Annotated in this window: 12 protein-coding genes; 2 read left to right on the forward strand and 10 right to left on the reverse strand. The window is 60.2% G+C overall.

Annotation, left to right across the window (positions count from 1 at the left end; translation table 11 throughout):
• Positions 1 to 55 precede the first annotated feature (55 nt).
• From gcvP to arcD (FQ185_RS09985), 8 genes are all read right to left on the reverse strand, one after another.
• Positions 56 to 2908: an aminomethyl-transferring glycine dehydrogenase gene (gene gcvP / locus FQ185_RS09945; protein WP_149417282.1), complete on the reverse strand. Its 2853-nt coding sequence runs from the start codon at positions 2906 to 2908 to the stop codon at positions 56 to 58.
• A gap of 11 nt (positions 2909 to 2919) precedes the next feature.
• The gene (gcvH, locus tag FQ185_RS09950) at positions 2920 to 3303 is read right to left on the reverse strand and encodes a glycine cleavage system protein GcvH (RefSeq protein ID WP_149417283.1); all 384 of its coding nucleotides are present in this window, start codon (positions 3301 to 3303) and stop codon (positions 2920 to 2922) included.
• Positions 3304 to 3654: 351 nt separating this feature from the next.
• Complete coding sequence (locus FQ185_RS09955; RefSeq protein WP_149417284.1) at positions 3655 to 5163, reverse strand: sigma-54-dependent transcriptional regulator; 1509 nt, start codon at positions 5161 to 5163, stop codon at positions 3655 to 3657.
• Between the two features lie 216 nt (positions 5164 to 5379).
• Entirely contained in the window at positions 5380 to 5739 is a 360-nt protein-coding gene (locus FQ185_RS09960; protein ID WP_149417285.1) for a DUF5064 family protein, read from the reverse strand.
• 64 nt (positions 5740 to 5803) lie between these two features.
• The gene (gene arcC / locus FQ185_RS09965) at positions 5804 to 6733 is read right to left on the reverse strand and encodes a carbamate kinase (RefSeq protein ID WP_149417286.1); all 930 of its coding nucleotides are present in this window, start codon (positions 6731 to 6733) and stop codon (positions 5804 to 5806) included.
• 191 nt (positions 6734 to 6924) lie between these two features.
• Complete coding sequence (locus tag FQ185_RS09975; protein ID WP_149417287.1) at positions 6925 to 7935, reverse strand: ornithine carbamoyltransferase; 1011 nt, start codon at positions 7933 to 7935, stop codon at positions 6925 to 6927.
• Positions 7936 to 8005: 70 nt separating this feature from the next.
• On the reverse strand, positions 8006 to 9262 hold the full coding sequence (arcA, locus tag FQ185_RS09980) for an arginine deiminase (protein WP_149417288.1): 1257 nt from the start codon (positions 9260 to 9262) through the stop codon (positions 8006 to 8008).
• 36 nt (positions 9263 to 9298) lie between these two features.
• Positions 9299 to 10726 (reverse strand): arginine-ornithine antiporter, encoded by a 1428-nt coding sequence (gene arcD, locus FQ185_RS09985; RefSeq protein ID WP_149417289.1) that lies wholly within the window; start codon positions 10724 to 10726, stop codon positions 9299 to 9301.
• 460 nt (positions 10727 to 11186) lie between these two features.
• On the opposite strand from arcD (FQ185_RS09985), the gene arcD (FQ185_RS09990) reads away from it, so the two are divergent.
• Together arcD (FQ185_RS09990) and FQ185_RS09995 are read left to right on the forward strand one after the other, a co-directional pair.
• On the forward strand, positions 11187 to 12614 hold the full coding sequence (gene arcD, locus FQ185_RS09990) for an arginine-ornithine antiporter (protein ID WP_149417290.1): 1428 nt from the start codon (positions 11187 to 11189) through the stop codon (positions 12612 to 12614).
• Positions 12611 to 13474: a DNA-3-methyladenine glycosylase gene (locus tag FQ185_RS09995; protein ID WP_149417291.1), complete on the forward strand. Its 864-nt coding sequence runs from the start codon at positions 12611 to 12613 to the stop codon at positions 13472 to 13474. The genes arcD (FQ185_RS09990) and FQ185_RS09995 overlap by 4 nt, the downstream gene beginning before the upstream one ends.
• Before the next feature lie 108 nt (positions 13475 to 13582).
• Here FQ185_RS09995 and FQ185_RS10000 read toward each other — a convergent pair whose 3' ends face one another.
• Both FQ185_RS10000 and FQ185_RS31035 read right to left on the reverse strand, forming a co-directional pair.
• Entirely contained in the window at positions 13583 to 14911 is a 1329-nt protein-coding gene (locus tag FQ185_RS10000; protein WP_149417292.1) for a CoA transferase, read from the reverse strand.
• Positions 14912 to 15082: 171 nt separating this feature from the next.
• Positions 15083 to 15838, reverse strand: a complete 756-nt coding sequence (locus tag FQ185_RS31035; protein WP_371926608.1) for a methyl-accepting chemotaxis protein — start codon at positions 15836 to 15838, stop codon at positions 15083 to 15085.
• Positions 15839 to 15931 lie beyond the last annotated feature (93 nt).

The following is a 15931-nucleotide window of genomic DNA, read 5'->3' on the forward strand; positions in this document are numbered from 1 at the left end:
CAGGGTTTTGTGGTGTTCTTGAAAGTGGGGCGAGTAAACCCGCCCCCTTATTCTTTTAAGCGTAGCTTTCGATCGACGGGCAAGCGCAAACCAGGTTGCGATCGCCAAACACGTTGTCGACCCGACCGACCGGCGGCCAGTACTTGCCTTCGATCAGCGACGCGACCGGGTACACCGCTTGCTCACGGCTGTACGGATGCGTCCACTCACCGACCAATTCCGCCGCCGTGTGCGGGGCGTTTTTCAGCGGGTTGTCGTCCTTGTCCAACGTGCCGTTTTCCACCGCGCGGATTTCTTCGCGGATGCGGATCATGGCGTCGCAGAAGCGGTCCAGTTCTTCCTTGGATTCGCTTTCGGTCGGCTCGATCATCAGCGTGCCGGCGACCGGGAACGACATGGTCGGGGCGTGGAAACCGAAGTCGATCAGGCGCTTGGCGACGTCATCGACGCTGATGCCGCTGCTGTCTTTCAACGGACGCAGGTCGAGGATGCATTCGTGCGCGACCAGGCCATTGCTGCCGGTGTACAGCACCGGGTAGTGCTCTTCGAGGCGACGGGAAATGTAGTTGGCATTGAGGATCGCCAGTTGCGAAGCGCGTTTCAGACCCGCGCCACCCATCATCCGAATGTACATCCAGGTGATCGGCAAAATGCTCGCGCTGCCGAACGGTGCTGCGCAGACCGCGCCTTCTTTACGCTCCATGGTGCCGTGACCCGGCAGGAACGGCGTCAGGTGCGACTTCACACCAATCGGGCCGACGCCTGGGCCGCCACCACCGTGCGGGATGCAGAAGGTTTTGTGCAGGTTCAGGTGCGATACGTCGCCGCCGAACTTGCCCGGTGCGCAGAGGCCGACCATCGCGTTCATGTTGGCGCCGTCGATGTACACCTGGCCGCCGTTGTCATGAATGATGCCGCAGATTTCGCGGATGCCTTCTTCGAACACGCCATGGGTCGATGGGTAGGTGATCATCAGCGCGGCGAGGTGTTCGCGGTGCTCGATGGCCTTGGCGCGCAGGTCTTCGATGTCGACGTTGCCGCGGGCGTCGCACGCGGTCACAACGACGCGCATGCCGGCCATGTTGGCGGTGGCCGGGTTGGTGCCGTGGGCGGACGAGGGGATCAGGCAGATGTCGCGACGGTCCTCGCCACGGCTCTGGTGGTAGGCGCGAATCGCCAGCAGGCCGGCGTATTCACCTTGTGAACCGGCATTCGGTTGCAGAGAGATCGCGTCGTAACCGGTGGCGGCGCAGAGCATCGCTTCCAGTTCGTCGGTCAGCTGCTGGTAACCGGCGCTTTGCTCGGCCGGGGCGAACGGGTGCAGGGCGCCGAACTCGGCCCAGGTCACCGGGATCATTTCGCTGGCGGCGTTGAGTTTCATGGTGCACGAGCCCAGCGGGATCATGGTGCGATCCAGCGCCAGATCCTTGTCGGCGAGCTTGCGCAGGTAGCGCATCAGCTCGGTTTCCGAGTGGTAGCGATTGAATACCGGATGGCTGAGGATCGGTGACTGGCGCAGCAACGCAGCCGGGATGGCGCTGACCACGGAGGCGGCGAGGGCGGCGAAGTCCGGCAGAGTTTTGCCATCGGCCAGCAAGACCCACAGGGTTTCCACGTCAGCTTGCGAAGTGGTTTCGTCGAGGGACAGCCCCAGGCGTTCGCCATCGACCACGCGCAGGTTGATCTGCTGGGCACGGGCCTTTTCGTGCAGCTTGGCAGTGTTAGCACCGGTGTTCAGCGTCAGGGTGTCGAAGAAGCTTTCTTGCTCGACATTCAGGCCCAGTGCGCTCAGGCCTTTGGCCAGAATCGCGGTCAGGTGATGAATGCGGTTGGCGATCTGCGTCAGGCCTTTCGGACCGTGATAGACGGCGTACATGCTGGCGATGTTGGCCAGCAGCACTTGGGCGGTGCAGATGTTGCTGGTGGCCTTTTCGCGGCGGATATGTTGCTCGCGGGTCTGCATCGCCAGGCGCAGGGCCGGCTTGCCGAAACGGTCCACGGAGACACCGACCAGACGGCCCGGCATGTCGCGCTTGAACGCATCTTTAGTCGAGAAATACGCTGCGTGCGGGCCACCAAAGCCCAGCGGCACGCCGAAGCGCTGCGCACTGCCGATGGCCACGTCGGCACCGAATTCACCCGGCGGGGTCAGCACGGTCAGGGCCAGCAGGTCGGCGGCGACCGCCACCAATGCATTGGCGCCGTGGAAGCGTTCGGTCAGCTCGCGGTAATCAAAGACATCACCGTTGCTCGCCGGGTATTGCAGCAGGGCGCCGAAGAATGGCGTCACGTCGCTCAGTTCCCGCTCGTCGCCAACGACCACGTCGATGCCCAACGGCTCGGCACGGGTGCGCAGCACGTCGAGGGTTTGCGGGTGGCAATGCACGGAAGCGAAGAAGGCGTGGCTGCCCTTGTTCTTGCTCAGGCGTTTGCAGAAGGTCATCGCTTCGGCGGCGGCGGTGGCTTCATCGAGCAGCGAGGCGTTGGCGATCGGCAGGCCGGTGAGGTCGCTGATCAGGGTCTGGAAGTTCAGCAGCGCTTCGAGACGGCCCTGGGAAATTTCCGGCTGGTACGGGGTGTACGCGGTGTACCAGGCCGGGTTTTCCAGCAGGTTGCGCAGGATTGGCGACGGCGTGTGGGTGCCGTAGTAACCCTGGCCGATGTAGGTCTTGAACAGCTGGTTTTTGCTGGCGATGGATTTGATCAACGCCAAGGCATCGGCTTCGCTCAGGCCATCTTCGAGGCCAAGGACGCTGGTGCCTTTGATGCTGTCCGGGATGACACTGGCGCTCAGGGCTTCCAGGGAGTCGAAGCCGAGGCTGTTGAGCATGGCTTGCTCGTCGCCGACGCGTGGGCCGATATGGCGTGCGATGAATTCGTTGGCAGTGCTCAGATTTACTTGGGTCATTTCAGCGCTCCTCAGGCTTCGGCGTTGGCTTTGATCAGACGGTCGTAAGCGTCCTGATCCAACAGCATGGCGACAGCCGATGCATCGGTTGGCTGGAAGCGGAAGAACCAGCCTTCGCCCAGCGGATCTTCGTTGACCAGCTCGGGGCTGCTGTCGAGAGCCGGGTTCACTTCCAGCACTTCACCGTCCAATGGCATGTAGACGCCGCTGGCGGCTTTTACCGATTCCACGGTGGCGGCTTCAGCGCCTTTGTCGTAGGACTGCAGCTCAGGCAGTTGTACGAAAACCACGTCGCCCAGGGCGTTCTGTGCGAAAGCGGTGATGCCGACTGTGACGGTGCCGTCAGCTTCGGTACGCAGCCATTCGTGATCTTCAGTAAAACGCAACTCGCTCATGGAAACTCCTAAGGGGGCCAGACTCGTCTGGTGGACGCGATTGAATGCTCGGCAATGCCGTACTTTATGGATGGTTACTAAGCAAAAACGCGGCCAAGGTTTTTTATTGTTTATAAATCAATAGGTTATCTGTTTTATCGACACGTAAAAATGTATGCGCTGTAGCGAAATCGCTACAGCGTAGGGCGAAGAAAAAAGCCTAGGAGGATCAAAGCCTTGCACAGCGGTGATCAGGAGAGGGTGTAGCGATATCGTTCCGCTGTAGCGCTTTCAGTACAGAGGGAGGTCGCTTTTGAGTCGAGTAAATGATCGTTCCCACGCGGAGCGTGGGAACGATCAACCGAGTAGAACCTATGGCTTGTTGGGAATGCCGTACTTGCGCAACCGATGGGCGATCGCGGTGTGGGACGTTTGCAGGCGGCTGGCCAGTTGGCGGGTCGAGGGGTAGCTGACGTAGAGTTTTTCCAGCAGGGTTTTCTCGAACTCTTCCATCGCTTGTTCCAGGCTGTCGACGTCGCTGTCACTCTGGCGCGCCACGGAGGTGCCAGCGATGTCGAGGTCGCCGATGTCCACCAGGCTGCTTTCGCAAATCGCCGCGGCGCGGAAAATCACGTTTTGCAATTGCCGCACATTGCCCGGCCAGCGATTGCCCAGCAGCGCCGGATAAGTGCCCGGTGCCAGGCGACAGACCGGACGCTGGATCTGCGCGCAAGCCTGCTGCATGAAGTAGCGGGCCAGCAGCAGGATGTCCTGACCGCGTTCGCGCAAGGGCGGAACTTCGACGTTCAGGACGTTGAGGCGATAGAAGAGGTCTTCGCGGAACGAACCTTCGCTGACCATTTTTTCCAGATCGCGGTGCGTAGCGCTGAGGATTCGCACGTTGACCTTCACCTCACGATCGCCGCCCACCCGCCGGAAGCTGCCATCGTTCAAGAAGCGCAGCAACTTCGCCTGCAAGTACGGCGACATCTCGCCAATCTCGTCGAGAAACACCGTGCCCTGGTTCGCCAGTTCCATCAGCCCCGGTTTACCGCCGCGTTGCGCGCCGGTGAACGCGCCAGGGGCGTAGCCGAACAGTTCGCTTTCGGCGAGGTTCTCCGGCAATGCCGCGCAGTTCAACGCCAGGAACGGCGAACTGTGGCGAGCACTGATGGCATGGCAGGCGCGAGCCACCAGTTCTTTGCCGGTGCCGGTTTCGCCCTGGATCAACAACGGCGCATCAAGGGCCGCGACGCGCTGGGCACGAGCCTTGAGGGTACGAATAGCCGGGGACTCGCCGAGCAGCGCATCGAAACCTTCGGCATGGTCGTGGTGCAGCGCCGAGAGGCGTTCACCGATGCGGTTCGGTTGATACAGCGTCAGCAGGGCGCCGGCGTCGGTGATCGGCGTGGCGTCCAGCAGCAGGGTCTGGCCATTGACGGTGACTTCCCGCAGCGGCAGGCGAAAACCGTTTTCCAGCAGCGCTTCGAGCAGCGCCTGATCGGCGAACAGGTCGGCGATGCTTTCGCCGTCAGGCTCGCGACCGTACAAGGCGATCAGTGCCGGGTTGGCCAGCAGCACCTTGCCGGCACTGTCCAGCGCCAGGACCGGGTCGGTCATGGCCGCGAGCAGCGCATCGAGCTGCAAGTGCCGGCGCTGGCCGGGCAGGATGTCGACCACCGTCACCGCTTGCACGCCGTGCACGCTGAACAACGCGTCGCGCAGCTCTTCGAGCACTTGCGGGCTTAGAGTCGGGGCATCGATGTAGACGTTGGGCGGAATCATTTCCACCGCATCCAGATTGAGATTGCGCCCACCGAGCAAGGCCAGGACTTCTTGGGTGATGCCGACGCGGTCGATGAAACTGACGTGGATACGCATGGGGCGGTTTTTGGTTCTGGAATGCGGAGGGAGGCAAGTATGCCTTGGGGCGGGCCAATGGTGAAATCCTGCGCAGGACTTCGGGGCCACACCGAACCAATGTGGGAGCGGGCTTGCTCGCGAAGGCGGGCTGACAGCCGACATTGATAGTGACTGACACTCCGCTTTCGCGAGCAAGCCCGCTCCCACAGGTTCAGCTTTTACTGAAGAATTGGGTTATTCCAGATGTTCAGGTTTGACCGGATCGCCGGATTTGACGTCGAGTTGCGCCCGCACGTCTTCGAACATCTCATCGTAGTACTTGTGCATCGAGCCGATGCTGGCCGTCTTAGGCAGGCCGTACTTTTGCGCGATGCGCGTGGCGTGACGGGCGAAGTCGAAGGCCTGGTCCTTGGGCAGATAAAACTCTTCATTCAGGTCCTTGCCCTCGACCGAGCCATGCAGCTTGAAGAGCATGCCTTGGCCTTCCTTGGGATCCTGGGCGATTTCGTATTCGATGTGCAGGTTGTAGCTGAAGTCGTCCTTGTTCAGCGCATGGCGCTCCATGTGCAGATGACCGGGCTCAAACGTTGCCATTGGCGTCTCTCCTGCAAAAGGCATTGAATCAGGGCAGACCTCACGCCTGCCCCCGGAGTTTCGTTTATTGATAGCTAATACCAGGCGTCGCCGTACTGATGCGCGTGCCGGCCTTGCCCTGGACGATCGCTTCGATGTCCGAGAGTGAACCGATCACCGCGGTTTTTCCAGTCTGGCGGGCGAACTCGCAGGCCGCCTGAACCTTCGGCCCCATGGATCCCGCGGCGAAGCCGAGTTTTTCCATTTCGTCGGGGTGCGCTTCAGCGATGGCTTTTTGCGTCGGTTTGCCGAAGTCGATGAACGCCGCGTTGACGTCGGTGGCAATCACCAACAGATCGCTTTCCAGCTGTTCGGCCAGCAGCGCCGAGCACAAGTCTTTGTCGATGACCGCTTCCACGCCTTGCAGTTTGCCGTGGGCGCCGTACAGGGTCGGGATGCCGCCACCGCCGGCACAGATCACGATGCTGCCTTTTTCCAGCAGCCACTTGATCGGGCGGATTTCGAAGATGCGTTTCGGTCTCGGGCTGGCCACCACGCGGCGGAATTTGTCGCCGTCCGGGGCAATCGCCCAGCCTTTCTCGGCGGCGAGCTTTTCCGCTTCAACCTTGGTGTAGACCGGGCCGATGGGTTTGGTGGGGTTTTGAAATGCCGGGTCGTTGGCGTCGACTTCGACCTGGGTCAGGAGGGTGGCGAAGGGCACTTCGAAGTCCAGCAGGTTGCCCAGTTCCTGTTCGATGATGTAGCCGATCATGCCTTCGGTTTCGGCACCGAGCACGTCGAGCGGGTACGGCGAAACTGAGGTGTAGGCCGCCGCTTGCAGCGACAGCAGGCCGACCTGTGGACCATTGCCGTGGGCGATGACCAGTTCATTGCCAGCGTAAATCTTGGCGATCTGTTCGGTGGCGATCCGGATGTTGGCGCGTTGATTGTCCGCGGTCATGGGTTCACCACGGCGGAGCAGGGCGTTACCGCCCAGAGCAACGACGATACGCATAATGCAGTCCTTCTAAAGCAGAGAGGTTGCGAGCGACTCGGTCTCCCTGCTGGAACCCGATCAGTGTGGGAGTGAGCCTGCTCGCGATGAGCATTTCACACTCAACAGAGCTGTTGACTGTTACTCCGCTATCGCGAGCAGGCTCGCTCCCACAGGGGCTTGGTGCCAGCCGGGAGAGCCAGGTGAGCCTGTTAGATATCCGCCAACGCCGACACCAGGATCGCCTTGATGGTGTGCATGCGGTTTTCCGCTTGCTCGAAGGCGATGTTGGCCGGAGATTCGAAGACTTCTTCAGTCACCTCAACACCATTGGCCAAGTGCGGATACCGCGCGGCGATGTCTTTGCCGACCTTGGTTTCGCTGTTGTGGAACGCCGGCAAACAGTGCATGAATTTCACGCGCGGGTTGCCGGCGGCTTTCATCATGTCGGCGTTGACCTGGTACGGCAGCAGTTGCTCGATGCGCTCGTCCCACGCTTCCACCGGCTCACCCATCGACACCCAAATATCGGTGTGGATGAAATCCACGCCCTTGACCGCTTCCTTCGGGTCTTCGGTGATGGTGATGCGTGCGCCGCTGTCTTCGGCGAAGGCTTTGCACTGAGCAATGAAATCAGCGTGCGGCCACAAGGCTTTCGGCGCGGCGATGCGCACGTCCATGCCCAGTTTTGCGCCGATCATCAGCAGCGAATTACCCATGTTGTAGCGCGCATCGCCGAGGTAGGCGTAGCTGATGTCGTGCAGCGGCTTGTCGCTGTGTTCGCGCATGGTCAGGGTGTCGGCGATCATTTGCGTCGGGTGGAATTCAGCGGTCAGACCGTTGAACACCGGCACGCCGGCGAACTTGGCCAGCTCCTCGACGATTTCCTGTTCGAAGCCACGGTACTCGATGGCGTCGAACATCCGCCCCAGCACGCGGGCGGTGTCTTTCATGCTTTCCTTGTGGCCGATCTGCGACGACACCGGGTCGATGTAGGTGACGTGGGCGCCCTGGTCGTGGGCCGCGACTTCGAAGGCGCAACGGGTGCGAGTCGAGGTTTTTTCGAAGATCAGCGCGATGTTTTTGCCTTTCAGATGCGGACGCTCGGTGCCGGTGTACTTGGCGCGTTTGAGGTCACGGGACAGGTCCAGCAGATAATGCAGCTCGCGAGTCGTATGGTGCATCAGCGAGAGCAGGCTGCGGTTGCGCATATTGAAAGCCATGATTGGATCTCCTTGGGTTTCGGTTATCCGCCGGCTTCGCGCTTTATAAGCACGAAGCAGGGCACAGGAATTAATAGTCGATAGGGTCGCGGATGATCGGGCAGGTCATGCAGTGGCCGCCCCCACGCCCACGGCCGAGTTCGCCGGCACTGATGGTGATGACTTCCACACCGGCCTTGCGCAGCAGGGTGTTGGTGTAGGTGTTGCGGTCGTAGCCGATCACCACGCCTGGCTCCACGGCCACCACGTTGTTGCCATCGTCCCACTGCTCGCGTTCGGCGGCGAAGCTGTTGCCGCCGGTTTCCACCACGCGCAATGCTTTCAGGTTGAGGGCCTTGGCGACGGTGTCGAGGAAGTTGGTTTCTTCGCGGCGGATGTCGATGCCACCCGGTTTGCTTTCGTCAGGGCGCAGGGTGAAGGCAACGATCTGGTTCACCACTTCCGGGAAGATTGTCACGAGGTCGCGGTCGCAGAAGCTGAACACGGTGTCCAGGTGCATCGCCGCGCGAGACTTCGGCAGCCCCGCGACGATCACGCGTTCTACCGCTTTATTTTTGAACAGGCTCACCGCCAGTTGGCCGATAGCCTGACGGGACGAACGCTCGCCCATGCCGATCAACACCACACCGTTGCCGATCGGCATCACGTCGCCGCCTTCAAGGGTGGAACTGCCGTGTTCCTGGTCCGGATCCCCGTACCAGATCTGGAAGTCGGCGTTGGTGAACTGCGGGTGGAATTTGTAGATGGCCGTGGCCAATAACGTTTCCTGACGGCGCGCCGGCCAGTACATCGGGTTGAGCGTCACGCCACCGTAGATCCAGCAAGTGGTGTCGCGGGTGAACTGGGTATTGGGCAGCGGCGGCAGAATGAAGCTGGAGTGACCGAGAAATTCGCGGAACATCTGAATGGTCTTGCCGCCGAAGCTGTCCGGCAGGTCATCGGCGGAGACGCCGCCAATCAGGAATTCAGCGATCTTGCGCGGCTCCAGGCTGCGCAGCCACGAACTGGTTTCGTTGACCAGGCCGAGGCCGACCGAGTTGGCGCTGATTTTGCGCTCGAGAATCCAGTCCAGTGCTTCAGGAATGGCGACGATGTCGGTCAGCAGGTTGTGCATTTCCAGCACATCGATGTTGCGTTCGCGCATTTTGTTGACGAAATCGAAATGGTCACGCTTGGCTTGGGCGACCCACAGCACGTCATCGAAAAGCAGCTCGTCACAGTTGTTCGGGGTCAGCCGCTGATGGGCCAGGCCTGGGGAGCAAACCATGACTTTGCGCAGTTTGCCGGCTTCGGAATGTACGCCGTACTTAACTTTTTCCGTGGTCATTACAGTGATCCTCCAGATGACAAAACAAGTCAGGTGTTACAGGGTCAGGAAGCCGTCATACAGCCCGTAAGCTGCCGCCAGGGCGCCCACGACTACTGCTGCAAAAATCAGCTTCTCGACGTTGGTGAAAACCGGTTTGTTGACTTCAAGCTTGGCCTTGGCGAACAGAATCGCGCCGGGCGCATACAGCAGGGCGGAGAGCAGCAGGTATTTGACGCCGCCGGCATACAGCAGCCAGAGCGCGTAAATCACCGCGACGGCGCCGATGAACAGGTCTTTCTTGCGCTCGGCCAAGGCGTTTTCATAACTCTCGCCCCGCACCGCCAGCAGCAGTGCGTAAGCCGCCGACCACAGGTAAGGCACCAGAATCATTGAGGTGGCGAGGTAGATCAGCGACAGGTAAGTGCTGGCCGAAAACAGCGTGATAATCAGAAACAGCTGGACCATGGCGTTGGTCAGCCACAAGGCGTTGACCGGCACCTGGTTGGCGTTTTCCTTGCGCAAAAACGCCGGCATGGTGTGGTCCTTGGCGGCGGCGAACATGATCTCCGCGCACAGCAGCACCCAGGACAGCAACGCACCCAGCAAGGAAATAATCAGCCCGACACTGATCAGCGCCGCGCCCCATGGGCCGACCACGTGTTCCAGCACGGCGGCCATCGACGGGTTCTGCAGTTTGGCCAGTTCGGGTTGGGTCATGATTCCCAGAGACAGCACGTTCACCAGCACCAGGAACAGCAGCACAGTGATAAAGCCGATCACAGTGGCTTTACCGACGTCGCTGCGTTTTTCCGCCCGGGCCGAAAAGATGCTCGCGCCTTCGATGCCGATGAACACCCAGACGGTGACCAGCATCATGTTGCGCACCTGGTTCATCACGCTGCCCAGGTCCGGATTTTTCACGCCCCAGATGTCGGCGGTGAAGATCTCCAGTTTGAACGCGAAAATAGCAATCAGGACGAACAGCAACAACGGCACAACCTTGGCGACGGTGGTGACCAGGTTGATGAATGCCGCTTCCTTGATCCCCCGCAGTACCAGGAAATGCACGGCCCAGAGCAATACCGATGCGCCGATCACCGCGGCAACAGTGTTGCCTTCACCGAAGATCGGAAAGAAGTAACCGAGGGTGCTGAACAGCAGGACGAAGTAGCCGACGTTACCCAGCCATGCACTGATCCAGTAACCCCAGGCGGACGAGAAACCCATGTAGTCGCCGAATCCGGCCTTGGCATAGGCGTAGACACCGCCGTCCAGATCAGGCTTGCGGTTCGCGAGGGTTTGAAAGACGAAGGCCAGGGTCAGCATGCCCACGGCGGTGATGGCCCAACCGATCAGAACGGCACCCACGTCGGCACTGGCAGCCATGTTTTGCGGCAAGGAAAATATCCCGCCACCAATCATTGAACCGACCACCAACGCAACCAGCGCGCCCAGTTTTAGTTTTCCGGGGGATTCAGACATTGCATGACTCCAATGCAGGAGAAGAGAGACAACAGATTAATTCTGTTAGCTATTCAGTCAGCTGACTTAGATCAGTGCATGGGCACATTCCATTGTTAATGAAAGACTTATGAATATTCACCGGTCATAAAGGTATTGCCGGAAAAGCCCTTTCCAAAGGCCTCGGCCAGGTCGATCAGGAATAACGGGTATCGCTTGGAGTTTTGAAGTTAGTTCGTTTCGGTGGTTTCGCAAATTTTTCAGGTCTGTTTCCAGTGCAGAATCGACTTATTAGGATTTACTTACCTGAATATTTTTTTCCCTGTCACTCATAGCGTGAATAGTTATAAATAAGCGACGTGACTTGGCGTTATCTAATAAGCGTTATTACGCTGTATCTATTTAGTTAAAACCATTCAGATGACGGTTTCACGGCCGTGGTCGTCCCGGCCGCAACGGGGAAAAACTGGAGACACAGGAAATGTCGCAACCGACGCAAAAACTTCGCCTCAGCGCGCTGATCGCCCTGGTGGTGGGCTCGATGATTGGCGGTGGGATCTTTTCCTTGCCGCAGAACATGGCCGCCCGGGCAGATGCCGGTGCAATCCTGATCGGTTGGGCGATCACTGCCGTGGGCATGCTGACCTTGGCGTTTGTGTTCCAGACCCTGGCCAATCGCAAGCCTGAACTGGACTCAGGGGTGTATGCCTACGCCAAGGCCGGTTTCGGCGATTACATGGGGTTCTCGTCCGCCTGGGGTTACTGGATCAGTGCCTGGCTGGGTAACGTCGGTTATTTCGTGCTGCTGTTCAGTACTCTTGGGTATTTCTTTCCGGTGTTTGGCCAGGGCAACACACCGATAGCCATTGCCTGCGCGTCGGTGCTGTTGTGGGCGGTGCATTTTTTAGTGATGCGCGGGATCAAGGAGGCGGCGTTCATCAATCAGCTGACCACCGTGGCCAAGATCGTGCCGCTGATCATGTTCATCGTGATTGCCGCCGTGGCCTTCAAGGCAGACATCTTTACGCGGGATATCTGGGGCCGCAGCAACCCGAATTTCGGCGGGGTGATGGATCAGGTGCGCAACATGATGTTGGTCACCGTGTTCGTCTTCATCGGCATCGAAGGCGCCAGTGTGTATTCGGCCCGGGCGCAAAAACGTTCGGACGTGGGCCGGGCGACGGTCATCGGTTTTATCGGGGTGTTGGCATTACTGGTGCTGGTGAACGTGCTGTCTCTCGGGATCATGAGCCAGCCCGAATTGGCCAGCCTGCAGAACCCGTCGCTGGCCGCCGTGCTGGAACATATCGTCGGCCCTTGGGGCGCGCTGTTGATCAGTATCGGCCTGGCGATTTCGCTGCTCGGCGCGTTGTTGTCGTGGGCGCTGCTCTGCGCTGAAATCCTCTTTGCCACGGCCAAGGACAAGACCATGCCGGCCTTCCTGACCAAGGAAAACGCCAACCATGTGCCGGTCAATGCGCTGTGGCTGACCAACGTGATGATTCAGATTTTCCTGTTGATTACGTTGTTTTCTGCGGGCACTTACACCAGCCTGATCTACCTCGCTTCTTCGATGATTCTGGTGCCGTACCTGTGGTCGGCGGCGTATGCGGTGCTGTTGAGCGGGCGTGGCGAAACCTATGAGCACGCGTCAGCCGAGCGGACCAAGGACCTGATGATCGGCGGCATCGCCCTGTGTTATGCGGTGTGGTTGCTGTATGCCGGCGGGATCAAATATTTGCTGCTGTCGGCATTGCTGTATGCGCCGGGGGTGATTCTGTTTGCCAAGGCTAAACGTGAGCAGGGCGAGCCGTTGTTCACTCATGTCGAGAAGGGGATTTTTACCTGTGTCATCACTGGGGCGGGGCTGGCGGCGTATGGGTTGTACAGCGGGTTGCTGTCGTTATGAAAGTGCTGCTGGAGTATCCGCCACCCTATGACTGGTCTGCGACGCTGGGGTTTTTGTCGGCGCGGGCGGTGACCGGGATGGAGGTGGTGGTCGACGGCACTTACTCGCGCAGCATCGGCTTGAACGGTGTCTACGGTACGTTTTCGATCAAGCCTGCGACGGTGGATGCGCTTGAAGTGATGCTGGATTTTCCTGATGCGACGGCCGTGCCCGAGATCGTCGCGCGGCTGCGGCGGATGTTTGATCTGGAGGCGAATTTGCCGACGATTCATCGGCAACTGGCGGTTGACCCATTGATGGGGCGTTTGATTGCCGAGCGTCCCGGCTTGCGGGTGCCAGGGGCTTGGGATGGGCTGGAGCTGGCGATTCGTGCAGTGTTGGGCCAGCAGATTAGCGTGGGCGCGGCGATTAAATTGGCGGGGAAACTGGTGGCGCAGTATGGCCAGCCGTTGCGTTCGTCGGTGCCTGGTTTGACGCATGTGTTTCCTGAGGCCGCTGTTTTGGCAGCTGCGGATCTGGCGACGCTGGGGATGCCGAAAAGCCGTGGTCGAACGTTGTCCGGGGTTGCTCAGGCGTTGCTGGATGATCCTTTGTTATTTGAGCCGGGGCGGGAGGGCGGTGTGGCGCGGCTGCTGGCGTTGCATGGGATTGGTGACTGGACGGCGCAGTACATTGCCTTGCGGCAATTGCGGGAGATGGATGCGTTTCCGAACGGGGATGTGGGGTTGATCAATGCGCTGGCGGCGCTTGAAGGTGGGCCGGTGACGGCGCGGGAGTTGTTGCAACGAGCTGAAGCCTGGAGACCTTATCGAGGCTATGCGGCGCAGGTGCTTTGGACATCACTCTCCCGGCCTGACTGATCATTCCCACGCTCCGCGTGGGAATGCCGCCATGGACGCAGAGCTTCCACTGTGACGCAGAGCGTCACGGGATGCATTACCACGCAGAGCGTGGGAACGAGCGGTGGGCTACCACTGCGCGCGATGGGAACCCAATTCAGAAGCTGGAAGTATCCACTGCAACGGTGTCCCTGTGATCTTCAACGGCACATGCAACCGATGCGCCGGTCCCCAAGGCGTTTGCTCAACCAGCATCCCTTGATCGTTGTCATCCTCAGCCCGCAACGGTTCATCCGTCCCGGCACCCTTTTCAATCAACAACTTCGCCGTGCGCGCCAACGACAACCGCGCCGACCCACCACGTCCCAGCAATCTGATCGCGCTGGCCGCCATCAAATACCCGGTGGCGTGATCGAGGGCTTGTAATGGCAGTGGCGTCGGCTTGTCCGTGTGCTTGCGCTGCATGCCGGCTTCAGCAATCCCGCTGCTCATTTGCACCAGGCTGTCAAAGCCACGACGGTTCTGCCAAGGACCGCTCCAGCCATAGGCATTGAGGCAGACATCGACCAGGCGGGGCGCCAGTTTCTGGCGTTCGGCGACACCGTAACCCAGGCGCTCCAATGCATTGGCGCGATAGCCGTGGAGCAAAATGTCGACGTTTTTGAGCAAGCTTTCGAACACGATGCGGTCGGCTTTATCGTGTAGATCCAGGCGCGCGCAGCGCTTGCCCAAAGTGACTTCCGGCACCACGCCTGGTTCGTTCCAGGTCGGCGGGTCGATGCGCAAAACATCGGCACCGAGGCCTGCGAGAAATCGGCTGGCGACCGGGCCGGCGAGCACCCGGGTCAAATCCAGCACCTTGATCCCGGCCAGCGGTTGCGCCACCGAACCTTGCCAGGGTTTCTCGTTCTGGCTGCGGTTAACCGTCATGCGAATCAGCGGTTCGGCGTTCACGGCCTGACCTTGGGGATGCGCCTGCCATTGCGCCCAGCTGCGCATTTCGGCGGCGCAACCACCGGCCTCCACCACGGCTTGTTCCAGATCGCTTTTGGCCCATTGCGCCACCTTGCTCGCCATCGCCGCGCGGTCGGCACAGGTGCCGAGAACGCTTTCGGCCGCAGCGCGATGATGGGGCGCGTTGGTATGCAGACGGATCCAGCCATCCTTGGTTGCGTAGTCACCCGCGACCGGGTCCCACAGCGGTGGAACGCTCCAGCCGACCGGGCGGATCGAAGTCGCAAACCAGAAGGACGCGAGGCGGCGATCAACTTCAAGGCTGGGCAAGCGGCCGGTATGTTGCTGCAGCAATTCGCTGACAGCCTGGCCGGCAACGGCAATGCTGGCGCACGCCAGATCGGTGACGGCAAACGCCGAGGGCAGGGCGCCGCTCGACGTAAAAGGAATCGGCGTGTGAGGCAAGCCGAGTGCGGCTTGAATGGACGTGAGTAAATCAGTCATCGAAGGCCCTCCGGAAGAGAGCCCGATCATAGATCAGAATAGATGACAGGCCGGATGAAACCTGTGGGAGCGAGCCTGCTCGCGAAAGCGGTGTGTCAGGCAACATCTCTGTTGAATGTGACATTGCCTTCGCGAGCAGGCTCGCTCCCACCTGGGATGTGTGGTGCGACTTTAAACGCGGAACTGATCCATCAGTTTCATCTGCTGGGTGGTCAAGGCGTTGAGCTGGCTGCTGATCTGCGCCGATTCGGTGGCCTGTCCGGTCAAGGTTTCGGTGACGGTACGGATCGCCGAGACGTTGCGGTTGACCTCTTCGGCCACGGCGCTTTGCTGTTCGGCGGCGCTGGCGATTTGCAGGTTCATGTCGCTGATCACGGTCACCGCGTCGCTGATTTTGCTCAAGGCCTGGACCGCTTGCTGGATCTGCCCGGCGTTGCTGTGGGCCTGGGTCTGGCTCGAATGCATGGTGGCGACCACGCCGCGAGTGCCGGTCTGGATGCGCTCGATCACGATGCGGATTTCTTCCACCGAATCCTGCGTGCGTTTGGCCAGGTTGCGTACTTCGTCGGCGACCACCGCAAACCCGCGACCACTCTCGCCGGCGCGGGCTGCTTCGATGGCGGCGTTGAGTGCCAGCAGGTTGGTTTGTTCGGCGATGCTGCGGATCACTTCCAGCACTGAACCGATCTGTTCGCTGTTGACCGCCAACGCTTCGACTTCGGTCACTGCTTTGCTGACTTCGTCGGCCAGTTGATTGATGTCGCGGGTGCTGCGCTCGATGATCGACATGCCGTCGCGGGCCGACTGATCGGCACCCTTGGCGGCATTCGCCGCGTTCGAGGCGCTGTTGGCGACGTCGTGGGCGGTGGCGCTCATTTCGTTGGACGCGGTGGCGACCTGGTCGATTTCGCGGAACTGCACCTGCATGCCTTCGCTGGTCTGGCGGGCGATTTCCGAAGACTGGTCGGCCGTGCCACGCGCGTCGGTGATGCTTTGTTTGATCTGCGCGATGGTCGGTTG

The sequence above is a fragment of the Pseudomonas sp. ANT_H12B genome, assembly GCF_008369325.1.
Taxonomy (GTDB): Bacteria; Pseudomonadota; Gammaproteobacteria; order Pseudomonadales; family Pseudomonadaceae; genus Aquipseudomonas.